Origin of the sequence: Komagataeibacter sp. FXV3 (genome assembly GCF_015155755.1) — a bacterium.
GTDB lineage: Bacteria > Pseudomonadota > Alphaproteobacteria > Acetobacterales > Acetobacteraceae > Komagataeibacter.
Genome location: NZ_VWPI01000133.1, coordinates 17,253 through 36,203, shown reverse-complemented (window position 1 = coordinate 36,203; position 18,951 = coordinate 17,253). Strand labels below are relative to the sequence as shown.

The following is an 18,951-nucleotide window of genomic DNA, read 5'->3' as shown; positions in this document are numbered from 1 at the left end:
TTCTCTAATATATTACCATTACATTCATATCTATTAATAACGGTTTTGAGGAATTACTTCTGTTTTTTAGTTCTGGCTAATTGTAATCTTCTTTTAATTATTTTCTGAGTGAAACATCCAGAAATTTCCGGATCTTGACCTGTTCCACCTGCATTTACATCACCAGCATATGCGCAGGATGGTTCCAGATTTTTTCCAGTACACTTCTCTCATCGGAAGAGAGTGTTGATAATTTCATTTTATACGTTTTTGACAAAAGGACCTTTGCCTGCACGACCTTCGGGCTGGTGCTGAGATGATCCACCGAATGTCCGTGCCTTGCTGACCGGGGCGGTTGATGACGGTGGACACGGCCATGTCCTCACCCACAGGTGCGCTGGAACCGACCACAAAGGTCACGCCGCGATAATCGCCGATCCTGTCGGTAACGGCGTTGACCAAATACAGCCCTGTCCTTCTTCGTTGTCTTACACATCGCTCCCACAGCAGGCTGGATCGGGCACTGACCGATCCCTAATGCATGCTATGCCCGGTCGGCGCGCTACGCAGGCTGTAGTATAGCAGGATATCCGGTCCACAGTTTTCCGGCTGGTCGCTACACAGGCTCATGCCTGCCCCGCCAAAAACCTGCCGGGCGACAATATCATTTTCACGGACATAGGAAATGATGTGACTGACCCCGGCCTGATGCGCAAAGGCCAGCGCCATGCTGGCGGCCTGTCGTGACAGAACCGTATCGCGTGCATGGGGCAGGATGGCGAACTGCAGTTCATGGCAATCCGGCGTGGTGATGGAAGGCTGGACCCCTGCAAGGCCGATAAAACAGTCCTGCTGGCGCACGGTAAACATCCCCACGCCTTCGCGCCCCCATGTCATGAGGTCGGTCATCATGTCCTGTTCACTCAGGACACGGCTGCACACGCCACCGGCCAGACGCCCTGTTACACCGGCGCTGGCCTTGAGCCGGACCACATCTTCCAGATCGGTCCAGGAGACCGGGTCAAGCTGCAGGTGGCCGGTCTGTATGTGGTATCGACATCCCATGACTGCCTCCATCGTGGCAGGTGCGTGCACCTACCAGTATTGAAGGCAGATAATGTTGCCTATGGCAAATGGAATCAGCGTTCGATGGGGCGATACTTGATGCGGCTCGGCTCGGTCGCATCCGGGCCGAGGCGACGCCGCTTGTCTTCCTCATACGCCTGGAAGTTGCCCTCGAACCACTCGACGTGGCTGTCCCCCTCAAAGGCGAGGATATGGGTCGCCAGACGGTCAAGGAACCAGCGGTCATGGCTGATGATGACCGCACAACCCGCGAATTCGGCCAGAGCCTCCTCCAGCGCGCGCAGGGTATCAACATCAAGGTCGTTGGTCGGCTCATCGAGCAGGATGACATTGCTTTCCTGCCGCAGCATCTTGGCCAGGTGGACACGGTTACGCTCACCACCCGACAGGACACCCACCTTCTTCTGCTGGTCCGGTCCCTTGAAGTTGAAGGCCCCGACATAGGCACGCGACGGCACCGCCCGCTTGCCCAGATAGATGACATCCGTCCCGCCGGAGATCTCCTCCCACACGGTCTTGTTGTCATCAAGGCTGAAGCGCGACTGGTCCACGTAACCCAGCTTCACGGTCTCACCGATGGTAAGCGACCCGCCATCGGGCGTTTCCTGCCCCATGATCATCTTGAACAGGGTGGACTTGCCCGCGCCGTTCGGCCCGATCACGCCCACGATGCCACCGGGCGGCAGCTTGAAGCTGAGGTCATCGATCAGCAGGCGGTTGCCAAAGCCCTTGCGCAGGTCCTCCGCCTCGATCACCGTGCCGCCAAGGCGCGGCCCGGGCGGGATGATGATGTCGGCGACGCCGCCACCCTTCTCGTTATTCTGGGCCAGCATTTCCTCATAACGCGCGATACGCGACTTGCTCTTGGCCTGACGGGCCTTGGGCGAGGAGCCGATCCATTCCTGTTCGGCGGCAAGGGCGCGCTGGCGGGCACTTTCTTCCTTCTCTTCCTGCGCCAGGCGCTTGCGCTTCTGTTCCAGCCAGGAGGAGTAGTTGCCTTCGAACGGATAGCCACGGCCACGCTCGAGTTCGAGAATCCAGTTGGTGACGTTATCAAGGAAGTAACGGTCATGGGTAATGACCATCACGGTGCCTTCGTAATCACGCAGCGTCTTTTCCAGCCACGACACGCTTTCCGCATCAAGGTGGTTGGTCGGTTCATCAAGCAGCAGCAGGTCGGGCTTTTCCAGCAGCAGGCGGCACAGCGCCACGCGGCGGCGCTCACCACCGGACAGCTTGTCCACGGGGCTGTCGGCGGGCGGGCAGCGCAGGGCTTCCAGTGCGATTTCCAGCTTGCGATCCAGTTCCCAGCCATCGCCCGCGTCGATCACTTCCTGCAGTTCGGCCTGTTCGGCCAGCAGGGTGTTCATTTCGTCATCGGACATGGGTTCGGCAAACTTCATCGAAATCTCGTTGAAGCGGTCCACGGCCTTTTTCAGTTCACCAAAGCCCAGGGCGACGTTTTCGCCAACCGTCAGGCTTTCATCCAGCTTGGGTTCCTGCTCCAGATAGCCCACGCGTGCGCCCTCGGCCGCCCATGCCTCGCCGCCGAATTCCTTTTCCACGCCCGCCATGATCTTGAGCAGCGTGGACTTACCGGCACCGTTGACCCCCAGCACGCCGATCTTGACGCCAGGCAGGAAGGACAGGGTAATCCCCTTGAAGACCTCACGCCCACCCGGATACGCCTTGGTCAGATCCTTCATCACATAGACATATTGCGTGGCGGCCATGACGGTCGGCTCCTGATAAACTGAAAGAAAAAATGGCAAGTCACCCGCACGGCCGGACTGGCACGGAGCCATGACCGCTGTGCTGCATGCTAAAAAGCCTGCGCCCGGCAGGACTTGAACCCGCAACCAAGCCGTTATGAGCGGCCCGCTCTAACCAATTGAGCTACGGGCGCGCAGGCAGCCCCTGATCTCGCGCATGTGGAGGGATTTGGCAAGATCCACGCGCCTTTTTCCGCGTAATTTTTTCCATTCCGATGGCAACGTCGCCATAAAAAAAACAACTTCATGATCTGGCTCATGGCCGGGCATCCTGCCACGGAACATGACTTGCACAGGAAACGGTGGGAGATATACCGTCATCCCCCGTTAATTCATGCCGCAACACCCTGGGGCGGCCCTTAACGCACATACAGGCAGCAGGAGGCCTGAACAGCAATGGACGTATCGAAGATTTCCCCCGGCAAGGACGTACCCAACGACATCAACGTCGTAATCGAGATCCCGCAGGGTTCAGGCGTCAAGTACGAGATCGACAAGGACAGCGGCGCGCTGGTGGTGGACCGCATCCTGTTCACGCCCATGGTCTATCCCGCAGCCTATGGCTTCATCCCCAACACCCTGGCCGCCGATGGCGACCCGACCGATGCGCTGGTGCTGATGCCCGCAGCCGTGGTGCCGGGTGTGGTGGTGCGCGCGCGCCCCATTGGCGTGCTGCGCATGGAAGACGAAAGCGGGCAGGATGAAAAGATCATCTGCGTGCCGCATGACAAGGTGCATCCCTACTACTCCAAGGTGGAGAAGCTGGAAGACCTGCCCGAGATCGTGCTGAAGGAAATCGAGCATTTCTTCACCCGCTACAAGGACCTGGAAAAGGGCAAGTGGGTCAAGGTCGCAGGCTGGGCAGACAAGAAGGTCGCAGGCGAAGTGATCCTTGAATCCGTCAAGGCCGTGGCTGGCAAGTAAGCCACGCCCTGCTGTCCGCCGGGCCATGCGGCCCGGTGGTCACGCAACGGCATCGGTCGGCACGGTACGTGCCCCGCGTTCCACAAGCTGACCGATCAGCCGATGATAGCGCGCCATATAGGCGTGCATGTCCAGCGTACGTTCCGCCTGCGCGCGGACATTGGCCCGCAGCCTGCGCGCCAGACGCCTGTCTTCCAGCAGTTCCAGCACGCCTTCGGCAATCCGCCGGGGTTCATAGAACGGCACCAGCCGCGCCGTCCTGCCATCACTCAGGAATTCCTCGACCGGTGGTGTCCGGCTGCCCACGATGGCGCAGCCACACGCCATTGCCTCACGCAGCGACCATGACACCACGAACGGGTATGTCAGGTAGACATGTGCATCCGATCGCTGCAGCAGGCGGCAGAAATCGTCATAGCCGACCTTTCCCGTAAAATGGACGCGTCCCGTATCCAGCGTGGTGCCCAGTTCCGCCAGCATGTGCTGCCGCCATGTCCGGCCATCCGGCGCGCGGCCGCCATAGCTGACGCCATCGCCGCCAACCACGATCACCCGCACGTCACCGCGCGCACGCAGGATATGTGGCAGGGCGCGCATGAAGACGTGAAACCCGCGATAGGGTTCCAGGTCACGGGCAACGTAGGTGAGCAGCTTTTCCCCCGGCGCCACATGAATGTCCCCCAGCACAAAGGATTGTGCAGCCGCCTGCGGATCGGGCGTGCACCGGTCCAGATCCACCCCTTCGGGCAGGAGTGTGATGCGCGACCGTGCCCAGTCGGGATAGGTATCGCGCTGGAACCGGGTGGGGGAATGTCCCCAGCCTGACCCGGCAAGGGCCAGCAGGTTCAGGGTATTACGTGCGCGGACCAGGGGGGCGACGCCAGCGGCGGGGGCAAATTCCGGATCAAAGCCCACATCCAGCCCGGCGGGATGGTAAAAGAATTCGTAATATCCCAGCATCGGCACATCGGGATAGACATCAGCCAGTTCCAGCATCTCGCCCCAGCCATGGTGGCCGATGATGATATCGGGTACATAACCCAGCCCCCGCAGGGTACGGGCCGCACGGGCCACCTCGGCCGCGCGCTGCATGGCGCGGGCCAGTTCGGCCACCGGGGCCGGGGCCGCCACCCGCGCGGGCGGTGGCAGGCGATAGGACACCCGCCGCACGCCGGGCATATGGCCCTGTCCCGTTTCACTTATGAAAACGATTTCATTGCCGCCCCGCGTCCGCAGGTCACGCAGCAGATGCACGAACTGGGCCGGGAAATTCTGGTGCACGAACAGGTATTTCATGTCCCGTCGCTCCGGTTTTTTCCCCTGCATACCGGCTGTTTCCAAACCGGGCAGGCCGGATGGGCGCGCCATGCTGGCAGGTCGTAAATGCTCACGGCTCCGCCATGGTGCGTGACCGCCGTCCCGCCTTGCGACGCCGGTCGCGCGGCACGGCGGTGGATGCGGACGGCGTAGCGTTCCTTTCGGCCCTGCGGTGCCACCATGGCACGGGCTGGCCAGATCTGTTTTCAGGTGCCTCGGGCTGGTGCGTGGACACGCGCGCGGGCACGGCACGCCTGCCCCGCCGCACCCGGGGGACAGGATCGGGCGTGGTTTCGTCACGGGGCACGGTCGCCTGCGATGCATTCTCCGCCCCGCCATCATGGGGCATGGATGGCGACGGGACCGCCTGCCGGGGCTGGATGTCAACCCGGAAGGCTTCCAGCGGGGCGTGCGAGGGCGCCATGACTGACACATCCGCCAGCGGGCCAAGACGGGTACCATCGGTAAAGCAGGCCTCGATATGGCACGTGAACCGCCGCGCAGCGTCCCCCTTCAGCCGGACCCGCAGGCCCAGCAGAGGCAGCGCCATGCCCCGGCTGCCGCAATAGTCGCCACCCCCCACCCATGGGGAAAACCAGTCCTCGCCCAGAATGGCCTGATATTCCACGTCATCCGCACCAAGACCGGAAGCAGGCTGGATGGCGAACCCTTCCAGCCACTGCCCGCTGCCGCCCTGGCCCATCCACATCCCGAGCGGGGCGCTGATGTCACCCCGGCCCTGAATATGGGCGATCATGCTGCCAGCACCGATTTTCCCGGCCGCCTCCACCGCTGGTGACGGGGCGGGCACCGCAGCGTCTGGCACTGGCGGGCCGGACAGCCTGACCACCTGCAACCCCGGCAGGGCTGCCCCGTCATGCACCGGGTCACGATAGGTGGTGACCAGCACCGCACCGCCCCCGTCAGGCATGCGTACAAGGGCAGCCCCACCCTGCGCACCCATCCAGCCAGCCGCGGCAAACGTGCTGACCTTTACCCCGTCCATGCCGGGTGGCGTGGTCACGCGCATGCCGGACAGCGGGCCAAATCCCGCGCCCGCGGGGGCTGAAGCGTGGAAAATGCAGTACGTGCCAGCCTCCAGCCGCATAAGCTGCGCGCTGGCCTGCATGTCACCCACCTGCGCGGCGGGGCGCGTAGCCTCCATTACCGGCATCCCGCCACAAAAAGGCACAACACCGCACACACATGGACTGGGGCAATAACGATCAAGACGGGCCTCTTTCGCTCAAATCATGAATGAACTCTGGCCGTGGCGGGATGCCCGGCCCGGGCATAAGACAGCAAAAACGTATTCAATTGGTGAACGGGCAGCCCCAGCGGCACACATGCCCCCCGCCCCGTCGCATGGATGCGGGCTGCGACCGCGCCAAGGTCAAACGCCACGCAGCGCAGCCCGGCACGCCAGAGCTGGGTCAGGGTGAAGCACCATGTCTCGGGACAGACGGAGGGCACGAACCCCACATCCGCCGCCGCCCCGCGCAGCAGGGACACCGCTTCCGCCGCCGCGTACCGTCCGGTAATAAACACCCGGCCTGTTTCCAGCAGGGCCGCATCATCGGATGTATGTCCCACCACGATGAATTCCAGCGGCAGGTCGCGCGCACGCGCATCGCGTGCCGCCGCCAGCATGATCCCACACCCCTTGTCCGGCCCGATGCCCCCCGCCACAACAACCCGGCACCGGTCATTTCGCGGCGGCAGGCCGGATGCGGGCCGGTCCGCACAGGTCGCGGCAAACTGGCGCAGGGACAGGGCGGGACTGTCATTTTCCAGCGCTGATGTTTCACAGGAGACACCCGGGACGTAACGCGCCAGCCTGCGTGCCACATCCGCCGATGGCACGATCACCCGCCGCGCCCCGGCCAGTTCACGCGTGGTACTGCGGCGCAGACGGTCTACATCCTCCTCACCCACCAGCGAACCCAGCGTGTGGACACAGGTCCGGCAGCCCGTCACATCGGGTTCCCCACAGTACCGCCCGGCAGGCCCCACCAGCGTAATGCGCGGACAGATACCCGCATAATCATGCACATGCCGGTCATAGGGCACGCCCAGCCGCGCACATAGATCGCGCACCCGCATGCCGTGACCCAGATGGTGATGTACCTCGACCAGACGCAGGCCGAGCACACGCAGCAACGCCACCAGCGCATCCCCCTGTTCCGGCCATTTAAAATGCAATACCGGACACGTCGCATCCGGCTGGCCATCACGCAGCGTGAACCCATCCGGCGCCGGTTCCAGAACCAGCGCACGACAGCCAGCCGCCGCCCACTGCCGCGCGCGATGGGCCACCACGTGGGCCACGCCCCCTGTCCCGGCATGGGTCACAAGCAGGACCGCGCCCCCATCCCCTGCCCCGCACGCAGAACGATGCCACACCTGCAGCGACAGGTGCTGGCGTGCCGCAGCCAAAGGGTCCGCCGCGACATGCGCCTGCACCAATGCATCATAACCGGGGAACAGCCGGTTCAGTATCCACAGGTTGCGCTGCTGCAGCGCCCGGCGCTGCGCTCCAAACGACACACCGCCCACATGCCCCACGAACACGCCCACCGCCGCCCGGTGCCGCCAGCCCGCCAGCCGGGCGCGCATGGAAAAATCATTTTCCTCCCCATATCCCCGGCCATACAGTTCGGGACGGAACAGGCCCGTCTGGCGCAGGCAGTCATGGCGGATCAGCATGCAGAAGCCGTGCGCGGTGGGGATTTCCACATCCTGCCCCCCATTGGCCCGCAGGCTGGCGGCCATGAGGTGGCGGATGTCTTCCATATCGCAGGATCGGGGCACCTGCGGGTCCGGCTCGGGCCATGTCAGGATGGAGGCATCATTGGACAGGGGCGAAACCGTACCCGTATCAACCCGTGCATAAGCCACACGCAGCATTTCATCCAGCCAGCCGGGGGCCAGCAGCGTGTCGCTGTTCAGCAGCACGACATCCATGCCATCCGCATCGGATAGCGCGGTATTGACCGCCGCCGGATACCCCAGGTTGGCGTCATGCCGTCGCAGGCGGATCCGCCCTGCCCCCGCCAGATTATCCAGCGCCAGCGCCAGCGCCGGATCCGGTGTCGCATCATCCACCACCATGATTTCCGTAGCCGTGCCATCCGATCGCCGCGCCAGCGAGTCGAACACGCTATCCAGACAGGCCAGCGTACGCACCCGGTCGGCATAAACCGGGATCACTACCCGGCAACGCGCCGCGCGCCGGGGCGTATGGGCGGGAATGCGCACCCGCCGCCGCATGGTGGGGAACACCTGCCGCGCACGGGGCAGGCACACCGGCAGCGGGGCGCCGGTCAACTGCCGCCCATCAGGCAGGGCCACATGCACCATGCCCTGTGGCGCGAGATCGGCCCACGCCATGCCAAAACCCCATACCGGCACGCCCGGCCCCGCGATGTCGTCCCATCCGGTCCCCCATTGCCGCGACAGGACGGGGGAACGCCTGCCATGCGCATCATCGGATACGGACAGTCCGGGCGGTTGATCGGGTTGCGCGGGCATGAAAGCCCAGCCTGTCAGGCCCTGCCCATCGGCCATTACCGCGCCGGTCACATGCAGCAGCGCCGCCCGGTCCGGCCGTGCGCCAAGCAGGGGCGCGCCATCATGGCGCACCACGATATCATGGGCCTGCCGCCAGTACCGGGGCAGCATCACGCACTGCCCGTCATGCTGCCGGGGCGTCCACCCCTGCCCGTCCAGCATCACCTCCGGCGCGTACCCTTCCGGCAGACCGCCCCAGTGCAGCACGCCATCGGGGTCCAGCGCACACCAGCCGCGCAACGCCATATGGCGACATACCAGTCCCGCCGGAATGCGCAGGGCCGGGTCAAAGCCATAGCAGGTGAAAAAGCGTCCCAGCAGCCGGGCCGCCATCGGCCAGACGCGGGCCATGCACTGCGCCAGTATCTGCAGGCGCAGTCCCGCGCGGAATTCGCCCCCCGCCATAACCGTTTCAACCGCGCGGGCCGCGCCAACCCCGTCCCCCGCGCCCAGCCGGGCGGCCGCCAGCGCGTACAGCACGCCCCGGTCCGTCGGGGCCAGCCGCGCCGCGCGTTCCATCCATGCCAGCGCCAGCCCATGCAGCCCCTGTTCGGCCAGATGGCGTGCATGCCGCATGCCCCCCACGACATCCGCACCCGGTCCCGCCACCCCGCCTGATTCACTATGGGGCATGTTCATCCGCATGGGTCATGTGATCCAGTTCATCGCGTGCCGCCCGCACGCCGCCTGCCGCCGCCTGTTCCAGCCAGTAGCGGGCACGCGCACGGTCCACGGGACCCGCCAGACCCTTTGCCAGGTACCGGCCCAGCATGAACTGCGACAGGGCATTGCCCCCGTCAGCACCCTGCGTAAACCAGTGCAGCGCCTGCGCCCTGTCCGGCGGCAGGTCATGGCCACCGCCATACATCGCGCCGAGGGAGAACATGGCTTCAACCCGGCCCATCCGTGCCGCGCGATGATACAGCGCCAATGCGCCCGCATGGTCACGCGGGCCGCCACGCCCATCCAGCCGTAACTGCGCGGCTGCCACACAGGCCTCGGCCAGCCCGTGTCCGGCGGCGCGTTCCAGCCAGTGACGGGCCTGGACCGCATCCGCCGCCACCCCGTCCCCCTTCAGCAGCATGCGCCCGTACCAGTATTCGGCATTGACCACACCCGCGCGGGCCGCGCGTTCCATCCATGCCGCGGCCTGCACCGGATCCGCCATACCGCCGACCCCGTCATGCAGGCAGACCGCAAGGTTGAAGGCCGCAACCGGATCGCCCGTCCGCGCCGCGGGCATGAAATCGGGCAGGCGCGCATCCGGGGCGGAACACGTTTCTTCTCCCTGCGCCACCAGCGATGCGGCAAGGTCCGTCATGGCCGCGACATCACCCAGTTCAGCCGCGCGTTCCAGCCAGTGACGGGCCTGATCGGGATCAGCGGCGACCCCACGCCCGTGCCTGTACAGCAGCGCCAGCATACGGCACGCCACCGCATGATCCTGTTCCGCCGCGCGGCGGTACCACATCATGGCTTCATGATCGCCGGGAAAGGCCGCCTCCCCATGCACATGCAGATCCCCCAGCAGGGCCGCGGCCTCCCGGTCACCGGCAAGGGCCGCCCGGCGCAACCATGTTTCCGCCGTCATGGCGTTGCGTGGCCTGCCGTCCCCATCCTTCAGCAGCAATGCGCCATAACGCGCCTGTGCCGGGCGCACGCCCTGTGCTGCGGCGCGGGCATACCATTGTTCGGCCCGCGCCATATCGCGCGGCAGGCCCCAGCCCCGGTCATGCAGCAGGCCCAGCATGTACTGCGCGGTCGGCAACCCGCTATCCGCCGCGCGAATCAGGGCCGCCACGGCATCCGGGTCGCTGCCCGGCGTTTGGTCCGACGCCATAAAATGGGTGACCGCCAGCCCAAGGTCACCCTGCGGGCAACCGGCGCTTGCCGCGCGTTCGCACCAAATCCGCGCGGCCTGCGGGTCGCGTACGGATTGCGGGCCGGTCGCCAGCAGGTAACCGTACAGGGCCTGCGCATCAGGCAGGTCCCCTTCCGCGGCCTGTTGCGCCCAGGCGGTTGCGGCTTCCGGGTCGGGCCACCGGTCAATGCCCTCGGGCCATGCCATGGGCAGCAGGCCATCGGCCCCTTTGTGATCCCCACCATGGCCCGGCGGGTCAACCAGCAGCATCAGGGCCAGGGAAAAGCAGGCCTCCACATGCCCGGCGCGCGCTGCCATGTGCATCCAGCGCACGCCTTCGACCGGACTGCGCGGAACGCCATGGCCATCCAGATAGGCACGCGCCACCTGATACTGCGCCGCCACCATGCCGCCGCGCGCAAGGCGTCCCAGCAGGGCGAACCCCTGCGCCGAACGGCCTTCGTGTTCCAGCAGGCGACACGCATGGCGGAAACGGGCCGCGGGCGTGATCCCCCCCAGCAGCCCGGACAGAAACCTGCGCACCAACGCCGCCCCCGATCAGGGTTCGCGCATGCCGTCGGTCACGGCAGGCAGCAGGCGGTTGAGCAGGTACTGCATGATGGTGCGACGCCCGACATGGATATCCGCTTCGACCGGCATGCCCGGTTGGGGACGGAAGAAGGGCGGCACGCCATGCAGGGTGTACCGGTCGATCGACAGACGCACGCGGTAATAGGCATTCATCGTATCGCCCGTATCCCCACCCTGTTCCGCGCTGGCGCCGGGCCGGGCGCCAGACGTAGTAAAGGAATCGGGGCTTATGACACGCACCGTCGCCTCCCCGCCGCCATACTGGGTATAGGGGAAGGCCGCGAATTTCAGCAGCGCCGGATCCCCGGCCCGCACATAGCCCGCATCCACCCCGCGCAGCGTGGCCACCACATCCAGATGCCCCCCCGTCGGCACCAGCGTCAGGAGCGGGGTCGCGGCCTGAATGACCGAACCCGCGGACAGGTGCGCGATACTCAGCACCACCGCGTCACGATCGGCACGCATGACAATCAGGTCGTGATGCAGCACCGCCTTGCTGTAACTGCCATCAGCATCCGCCAGACGATGCTGCGCCAGCGCAAGGTCCTGGTACACCGTGGCGTGCCAGTTGCTGGCATAGCCATCACGCTGGGCCTTCATCGCCTCAAGCCGGGCGCGAGTGCTGTCGGCGGAATGACGGGCCGACACCTGCGAGCGCATGACCTCCATAAGCGTATCCTGCGCCGCCAGAGTGGACAGCCTGCTGCCCACCTGTTCATGCTGCAGGCGCACGCGCATGTCCTGCACATCACGCGCGACACGGGCGCGGGCGGCATACATCGCCGCACTGGCCTCATACCCCTGCAGTTCGCTCTGCAGTCCCGCCACCTGCCGGTCGTAATTGGCCATCTGGGCGGTGTATTCCGCCTGACGGCGCAGGTAGGCGGCCGCTTCCTGCACGGATGCCGGATCGTTCATGTCCGCCGCGTAGGGATGGCCCTCGGCTTCGGCCGTACGGCGGGCAACCTCCGCCCGGTAGGCCGCGACCTGGCGGCGCATGTTGGTGACATCCGCATCCGTCACCGTGGGGTCCAGCCGGGCCAGCACCTGCCCCTTGTGCACGGTATCGCCCTCATGCACCTCCACCGTGCGGATGATGGAGGTTTCCAGCGGCTGCAGCACCATCGTGTTGTCAAACGGTGTCAGGCGGCCGTTCACGCTGACCACCCGGTCCAGCGGGAAGAACGTCATGGCTGCCAGTCCCGCCCCGGCCAGCGCTGCGACCAGCCAGATGACATGGCGCGCCGCATCGGATGGCGGCAGGTCAATCAGTGCCGCGGAAGGGGAATAGAACGCCAGCAGCGCAGGGGGCAGGTCGGTGGGAACATCCGCCGCAGGTGGCGGCAGGACCGACAGCACGCCGGATTCTTCCGCCCCCACGGCCGTGGGGGGTACAAGGTCATGGCCGCTCATGCCGCGTCTCCCGTCATGTGGGAAACCGCCGGCGGCCCGTCCCCACAGTCATCAGGATGGTTCTGCTGCATCCACAGGGTGCGGTAGATGGTGCAGCGCGACAGCAGTTCGTCATGCGTGCCGATATCGACCACCTGCCCATGATCCATGACGCAGATCTGATGGCATGCCACCAGCGAGGCCAGACGGTGCGAGACGATCACCATCGTGCGTCCACGCGCAAGGTGGCGCAGGTTGGCGTTGACCACCGCCTCGCTTTCCGGGTCGAGGGCGGATGTCGCTTCATCAAGGATCATGAGCTTGGGGTCGGAAATCACGGCGCGCGCGATGGCCAGGCGCTGGCGCTGGCCGCCGGATATGTTGGTGGACCCTTCCTCGATCCACGTATCGAAGCCCGCGGGCATGCGTTCGATGAATTCTTCCGCCCCCGCAAGGCGGGCGGCCCGCACCACGTCTTCCAGCGTCAGGCCGGGACGGCCCGCGATGATGTTGTCGCGGATGGTGCCGCGGAACAGGAAATTGTCCTGCAGCACCACCCCGCAGGACCGGCGCAGGTAGGTCAGGTTGATTTCACGCAGGTCGATGCCATCCAGCCGCAGGTGGCCGGTATAGCTGCGGCTGACACCCTGCAGCAGGCGCGTGATGGTGGATTTGCCCGACCCGCTGCGCCCGACCAGCCCCAGCATGGTGCCCGCGGGCACGCTGAACGTGACATCGGACAGCGCGGGCGAGGAGGCGCCGGGATAGGTGAAGCACACATCCGAAAACGCCAGCGCGCCGTGGATGGGCGGCCGCAGGCCGGTGGTCAGCGCCCGGGTTTCCGTCGGGCGGTTGAGCACGGACCCCGCTTCCGCCAGCGCGCTGCGCACTTCGTTCAGGTCGTCGATCAGCCGCGCCATGCCCACCAGCGGGGCCGCGACCCGGCCACCCAGCATGGTGAAGGCCATCAGCGCCCCGGCCTCCATCCCCGATGTGGTCGAGGTAATGGCCAGATACGCCCCGATCAGGATGATGCCGCGATTGATGAACAGGTCCAGCGGCATGACCGCCGTCGCGACACAGTTGCCCATGCGCCCCGCGTCAAGGGACGCGGTCACCACGCTGGCGGTCTTTTCATCCCATACCTCGCGCCGCACGGGTTCCAGCGCCAGCGTCTTGATGGTGCGGATACCTGCCACCGTTTCATACAGCGCGCCGCTGCGCTCCATCTCCGCACGGACCTGCCGGCCCATAAGTCGCCCCACGGCAGGCATGGCCAGCAGGATGACCACCCCGATCAGTCCGGCCGCAACCACCGTCAGGCAGGCCAGCGTGGGGCTGAGCCAGAACAGGAAAGGCATGACGACCACCAGGGTGAACAGGTCCAGGAACGTGCCCAGCAGGCGCCCGGTCATGAACTGCCGCACCTTGTAGATCGCGCTGACGCGGCCGATCACGTTGCCCGCCTGCTCGCGTTCAAAGAATTCCAGCGGCAGGGCGAGCAGGCGGTCGAACACCGCCAGGGATATGCGCGTATCCAGCCGCGTGGTCAGCACCAGCGTGATCTCGCGCCGGGCATAGGTCAGCAGGATTTCGTAAAACGACATCACCCCCACCAGCCCGGTCAGGGAAACCAGCGTGGACATGGAATGGAAGTTCACCACCCGGTCAATGACCTGCATGACGATCAGCGGCGGGAAGATCGCCAGCACGCTTATGACCATGGAGGCGATGATCACGTCACGCAGCAGCCGGCGTTCCCCCAGCACCATGCGCCGCAGCCATGCGAAATTGATCGCGTCCTCCCTGCATGCGCCGTCCTGCCCGCCGCGCACCAGCAGCGTGTCGCCACGCCACACGCCCTCCAGCCGCAGTTCGTCCACCGCCACGGGGGGCGTATCGGGACTGGCGAAGGGATCGGCCAGCCAGACCACGCCGCGATCCGCGTCCGCGCCGACCATAAGGCCCGCCGACCCGTCCATGAACATCAGCACAACTGGCGGCACGTCACGCAGGCGCACGATTTCGCGCCATTGCAGGTGCATGCCCTGCGCGCTGCCGCCATTTTCCTCCACCCACCGCGCAAGGGCGGGAATGGTGGGCACGGGCTGCCCGGCCTCACCGGCGAAATCGCGCATGTCAAGGTCAATGCCGTGGAAGCGGGCCGCGCGCAGCACCGCCTGCAGGCGGATCAGTTCCGGCGCGTGGCGGGTATCCGCCTGCCCGCGTCCATCCGGGTCCGCTGATTGGTCTGTATGGCCCACGGTACCCCTTTTGCTTTGCACGCTCTGTCCATTCACGCGGTCCAGACTAGGGGCAGAAAGCAAAGGGTTCCTTAACGGGCGTGTTTTTGGTGCGGGGGCTACCGCACGGCAAAGCGCGCGCTGACCAGAACGTCGCCTGACAGCGCGGCCCGCCAGGCGGCGGCCTGCCCATCGGGCGGCAGTACGGCCACGCGGTCGAACCATTGCAGGTCGCCCGTGGCGCGCCTGCGGAAAACATCGCCCAGCACCGCCGCCAGCCCCCCGCCGCGCCCCGTGCAGCACGCGCACCCTGTCGCGTGCATGAACGGCGACGCGGCCGGCTGGTCCACCGTGACAACCCCGGCCCATGACGCCGCCTGCGGGGGAACATGCCCCGCGCCCGTCACCAGCAGGGTATCGGCACGCGGATGGATGGCGGCGCGATCGGTCAGGAATTCCAGCGCAATACGCCCGTCACGGGTCATGACATTCTCCATTCATCCATATGGGCGCGGGCCTTCGCCATTTGGGCGATGGCGCTGGACACCAGCCGAAAGTTAAGGGAATAAAGGGCACCGGACATAACTTTATGCAAGACAGTTACCGGACACCTGGCGGCGGGCCGCCAGCCCGCGCCGTGTCCCCCTTCATGAGACATTCAGGATAACAATGACCACTCGTCCCCATCTTCTCGATGCCCTTCGCGATCAGGTCCTGCTGTGTGACGGCGGCATGGGTTCGCGCGTACAGCTTCTGGACCTTGAGGTCGAGCGTGATTACTGGGGGCAGGAAAACTGCACCGAAATCCTGAACCTGTCCCGTCCCGAACTGGTGCGCGAAATCCACCGTGGATATTTTGAAGCCGGGGCGGACATGGTGGAAACCAACAGCTTTGGCGGATCACCCATAACGCTGGCCGAATTCGGGCTGGCCGAGCGCGCGCGTGAAATCAACCGCACGGCGGGCCATCTGGCGCGTGAAGCCGCCGAGACCTTTGCCGATGGCCGCCACCGCTACGTTGTCGGCTCCATCGGACCGGGGACCAAGCTGCCTTCGCTGGGCAACATCGATTACGATACGCTGGAAGCGGGCCTGGCCGAACAGTGCCGGGGCCTGATCGAAGGCGGCGTTGACTGCTTCCTGATCGAGACCTGCCAGGACACGCTGCAGATCAAGGCCGCCGTCAACGGGGCCAAGATCGCCCGCGCGGAGCTGGGCGTGGACACCCCCATTTTCGTGCAGGTCACGGTGGAAACCACCGGCACGCTGCTGGTTGGTCCCGATATTGCCGCCGCCGCCACCGTCATCAACGCGCTGGATGTGCCGCTGATGGGCCTGAACTGCGCCACCGGCCCGCAGGAAATGTCCGAACACGTACGCTGGCTGTCCGAAAACTGGCCCGGCCTGATTTCGGTCCAGCCCAATGCGGGCCTGCCCGAACTGGTCAATGGCACCACGCATTACCCGCTGACCCCTGCGGAAATGGCAAGCTGGGTCGAGCGTTTCATTACCGAGGACGGGCTGAACCTGATCGGCGGGTGCTGCGGCACCTCGACGCCGCACACGCAGGCGCTGGACCAGATGCTCCGCCGCCGCGCCGAGGGCACGGGCCGCATCCGCCCCGCCCCCGTGCCGCGCAGGCCGGTGTGGATCCCATCGGTTGCCAGCCTGTACTCGCAGGTGCCGCTGCGGCAGGAAAACAGCTATTTCTCGATTGGTGAGCGCTGCAACGCCAACGGATCGAAAAAATGGCGCCAGCTGCAGGAAGCCGGCGACTGGGATGGCTGTGTCGCGCTGGGCCGCGAACAGGTGGCCGAAGGCTCGAACGCGCTGGACATCTGCACCGCCTTCGTCGGTCGTGACGAAATGAAGGAAATGAACGCGGTCGTCACCCGCTTCACGTCCTCGGTCAACGCGCCGCTGGTGATCGATTCCACCGAAACCCCGGTGATCGAGGCGGCCCTGAAGCTGCATGGCGGCAAGCCGATCATCAACTCCATCAATTTCGAGGACGGGGAGGCGATCGCCACCGAACGCATGCTGCTGGCGCGCAAGTTCGGTGCCTCCGTCATTGCGCTGACCATTGATGAAGTGGGCATGGCCAAGACGGCGGAAGACAAGCTGCGCATCGCGACACGGCTGGTCGAATTCGCCTGTGAAAAGCATGGCCTGCCGCAATCCGACCTGATGATCGACCCGCTGACATTCACCATCGGCACCGGCACGGAAGATGACCGCAAGCTGGGGGAATGGACGCTGGAGGGCATCCGCCTGATCCGCGAACGCTTCCCCGATATCCAGATCGTGCTGGGGCTGTCCAACATCTCGTTCGGCCTGAACCCTGCGGCGCGCGCGGTGCTGAACTCGGTCTTCCTTGACCACGCGGTACGCGCGGGCATGACGGCGGCGATCGTGCATGTGTCGAAAATCCGCCCGCTGCACCTGATCCCCGCTGATGAGGTGAAGGTGGCCGAGGATCTGATCTTTGACCGCCGCGCCGAAGGCTACGACCCGCTGCAGCGCATCCTTGAAATCTTTGCAGACCGCAAGGCCGCCGATGCGGTGAAGAAGGCCCGGGCCGAGACCGCGCCCGAACGCCTGAAGGACCGCATTGTCGATGGCGACCGCAAGGGGCTGGAAGACGACCTGGCCGAGGCCATGCGCGACATGGCGCCACTGGATATCATCAACACCGTGCTGCTTGATGGCATGAAGGTGGTGGGCGAACTGTTTGGCGCGGGCAAGATGCAGCTGCCCTTCGTGCTGCAGTCCGCCGAGACGATGAAGGCCGCCGTGGCGTGGCTGGAACCCCACATGGAACGCACCGAAGGGCAGGCCCGTGGCACCATGGTGCTGGCCACAGTGAAGGGTGACGTGCATGACATTGGCAAGAACCTGGTCGACATCATCCTGACCAATAACGGCTACCAGGTGATCAACCTTGGCATCAAGGTACCGGTGGCCGACATGATCGCGGCCGCGCGTGAGCATCGGGCGGACGCCATCGGCATGTCGGGCCTGCTGGTCAAGTCCACCGTCATCATGCGCGAAAACCTTGAGGAAATGCAGCGTCAGGGCCTTGATGTGCCCGTCATGCTGGGTGGTGCGGCGCTGACGCGCAATTATGTGGAAGAAGACTGCACCGCGGCCTATGGCGAGAACGGGCGCGTGGCCTATGCGCGCGATGCGTTCGATGGCCTGTCGCTTATGGACAAGGTGGTGCAGGGTGAATTCGACACCTACCTTGCCGCCATCCAGTCACGCCGCGCGGGCAAGGCCACGCGGGCCAGCCGCACGCAGGATATCGAGGCCGCCGAAACCCGTGGCTTCGGCCCCGTGGACAAGGTTGCGGCCCGCGCGCGTCGTGAAAAACTGACGGCGGATGAACCCGTGCTGACACCGCCCTTCTGGGGGCCGCGCGTGCTGGAGGCGACGCCGGAGGCGGTGCTGCCGTTCCTCAATGAACGTTCGCTGTACCAGTTCCAGTGGGGTTTCCGTAAGCAGGGCCGCTCGCTGGATGACTTCATGGTCTGGGCGCGCAAGGAACTGCGCCCCGTGCTGCGCCACATGCTTGCGCTGTGCGCGGAGCAGGACATCCTGCACCCCAAGGCAAGCTACGGCTACTGGAAGGCGGCAGGCGAGGGAAATGACCTGGTACTGTTTGGCGAGGACGGCACGAACGAGGTCGCCCGCTTCACCCTGCCCCGCCAGCCACGCGCGGACGGAGCCTGCATTGCGGACTTCGTGCGCGATATTGACGATGCGCAGCGCGACGTGATCGGCCTGCAGGTCGTGACCGTGGGGCAGGATGCATCCGACCGCGCGCGTGAATGGTTCGAGGCGGACCGGTACAAGGACTACCTCTACCTGCACGGCCTGTCGGTGGAGATGGCGGAAGCCATGGCGGAATACACCCACAAACGCATGCGCGCCGAAATGGGCTTCGCCGCCGAGGACGACCGCGACATGGCCAGGCTGCTGCAGCAGGGCTATCGGGGGTCACGCTATTCCTTCGGCTATCCCGCCTGCCCCCGGCTGGAGGAGCAGGAGCCGATCCTGAAACTGCTGGACGCACAGAAAATCGGGGTATCCCTGACCGATGGCTTCCAGCTGCACCCTGAACAGTCGACATCGGCGCTGGTGATTTTCAACCCGCACGCGAAGTATTTCTCAATCTGAAAAACGCATCGGGGCCATCCGGCGGGATCTGTTGACC

At 65.3% G+C, this 18,951-nt stretch carries 11 protein-coding genes and 1 tRNA gene; 2 read left to right on the top strand and 10 right to left on the bottom strand.

The window, feature by feature from the left end:
- Positions 1-513: 513 nt before the first annotated feature.
- The 3 genes from F1542_RS12295 to F1542_RS12285 all read right to left on the bottom strand — a co-directional run bounded on the left by F1542_RS12295 (position 514) and on the right by F1542_RS12285 (position 2,971).
- A complete protein-coding gene (locus tag F1542_RS12295; protein ID WP_193733316.1) occupies positions 514-1,056 on the bottom strand; it encodes a GNAT family N-acetyltransferase in 543 nt (180 codons plus the stop codon).
- A gap of 62 nt (positions 1,057-1,118) precedes the next feature.
- Positions 1,119-2,798: an energy-dependent translational throttle protein EttA gene (gene ettA, locus F1542_RS12290; protein ID WP_193733293.1), complete on the bottom strand. Its 1,680-nt coding sequence runs from the start codon at positions 2,796-2,798 to the stop codon at positions 1,119-1,121.
- A gap of 99 nt (positions 2,799-2,897) precedes the next feature.
- Positions 2,898-2,971: transfer RNA gene (locus F1542_RS12285), tRNA-Ile, on the bottom strand.
- A 262-nt stretch (positions 2,972-3,233) separates the two neighbouring features.
- On the opposite strand from F1542_RS12285, the gene ppa reads away from it, so the two are divergent.
- Positions 3,234-3,761 (top strand): inorganic diphosphatase, encoded by a 528-nt coding sequence (ppa, locus tag F1542_RS12280; RefSeq protein WP_010508257.1) that lies wholly within the window; start codon positions 3,234-3,236, stop codon positions 3,759-3,761.
- Positions 3,762-3,800: 39 nt separating this feature from the next.
- Here the strand turns inward: ppa and F1542_RS12275 are convergent, their stop codons facing one another.
- From F1542_RS12275 to F1542_RS12245, 7 genes are all read right to left on the bottom strand, one after another.
- Positions 3,801-5,057, bottom strand: coding sequence for a glycosyltransferase (locus tag F1542_RS12275; RefSeq protein ID WP_193733292.1), 1,257 nt, complete (start codon positions 5,055-5,057; stop codon positions 3,801-3,803).
- Positions 5,058-5,148: 91 nt separating this feature from the next.
- Complete coding sequence (locus F1542_RS12270; RefSeq protein WP_193733291.1) at positions 5,149-6,243, bottom strand: hypothetical protein; 1,095 nt, start codon at positions 6,241-6,243, stop codon at positions 5,149-5,151.
- 86 nt (positions 6,244-6,329) lie between these two features.
- Positions 6,330-9,293: a glycosyltransferase gene (locus F1542_RS12265; protein WP_227672709.1), complete on the bottom strand. Its 2,964-nt coding sequence runs from the start codon at positions 9,291-9,293 to the stop codon at positions 6,330-6,332.
- Positions 9,271-11,055, bottom strand: a complete 1,785-nt coding sequence (locus F1542_RS12260) for a tetratricopeptide repeat protein (protein ID WP_193733290.1) — start codon at positions 11,053-11,055, stop codon at positions 9,271-9,273. Before F1542_RS12260 ends, F1542_RS12265 begins: the two co-directional genes overlap by 23 nt.
- Positions 11,056-11,067: 12 nt before the next feature.
- Entirely contained in the window at positions 11,068-12,513 is a 1,446-nt protein-coding gene (locus F1542_RS12255) for an HlyD family type I secretion periplasmic adaptor subunit (RefSeq protein ID WP_193733289.1), read from the bottom strand.
- On the bottom strand, positions 12,510-14,756 hold the full coding sequence (locus tag F1542_RS12250) for a peptidase domain-containing ABC transporter (RefSeq protein WP_193733288.1): 2,247 nt from the start codon (positions 14,754-14,756) through the stop codon (positions 12,510-12,512). Before F1542_RS12250 ends, F1542_RS12255 begins: the two co-directional genes overlap by 4 nt.
- A gap of 98 nt (positions 14,757-14,854) precedes the next feature.
- Complete coding sequence (locus F1542_RS12245) at positions 14,855-15,220, bottom strand: hypothetical protein (RefSeq protein ID WP_227672708.1); 366 nt, start codon at positions 15,218-15,220, stop codon at positions 14,855-14,857.
- Positions 15,221-15,404: 184 nt separating this feature from the next.
- Between F1542_RS12245 and metH the strand changes: the two genes are divergently transcribed.
- Positions 15,405-18,914 carry a methionine synthase gene (metH, locus tag F1542_RS12240; RefSeq protein ID WP_193733286.1) on the top strand — a complete coding sequence of 1,170 codons (3,510 nt, stop codon included), beginning with the start codon at positions 15,405-15,407 and terminating at the stop codon, positions 18,912-18,914.
- Positions 18,915-18,951: the final 37 nt, after the last annotated feature.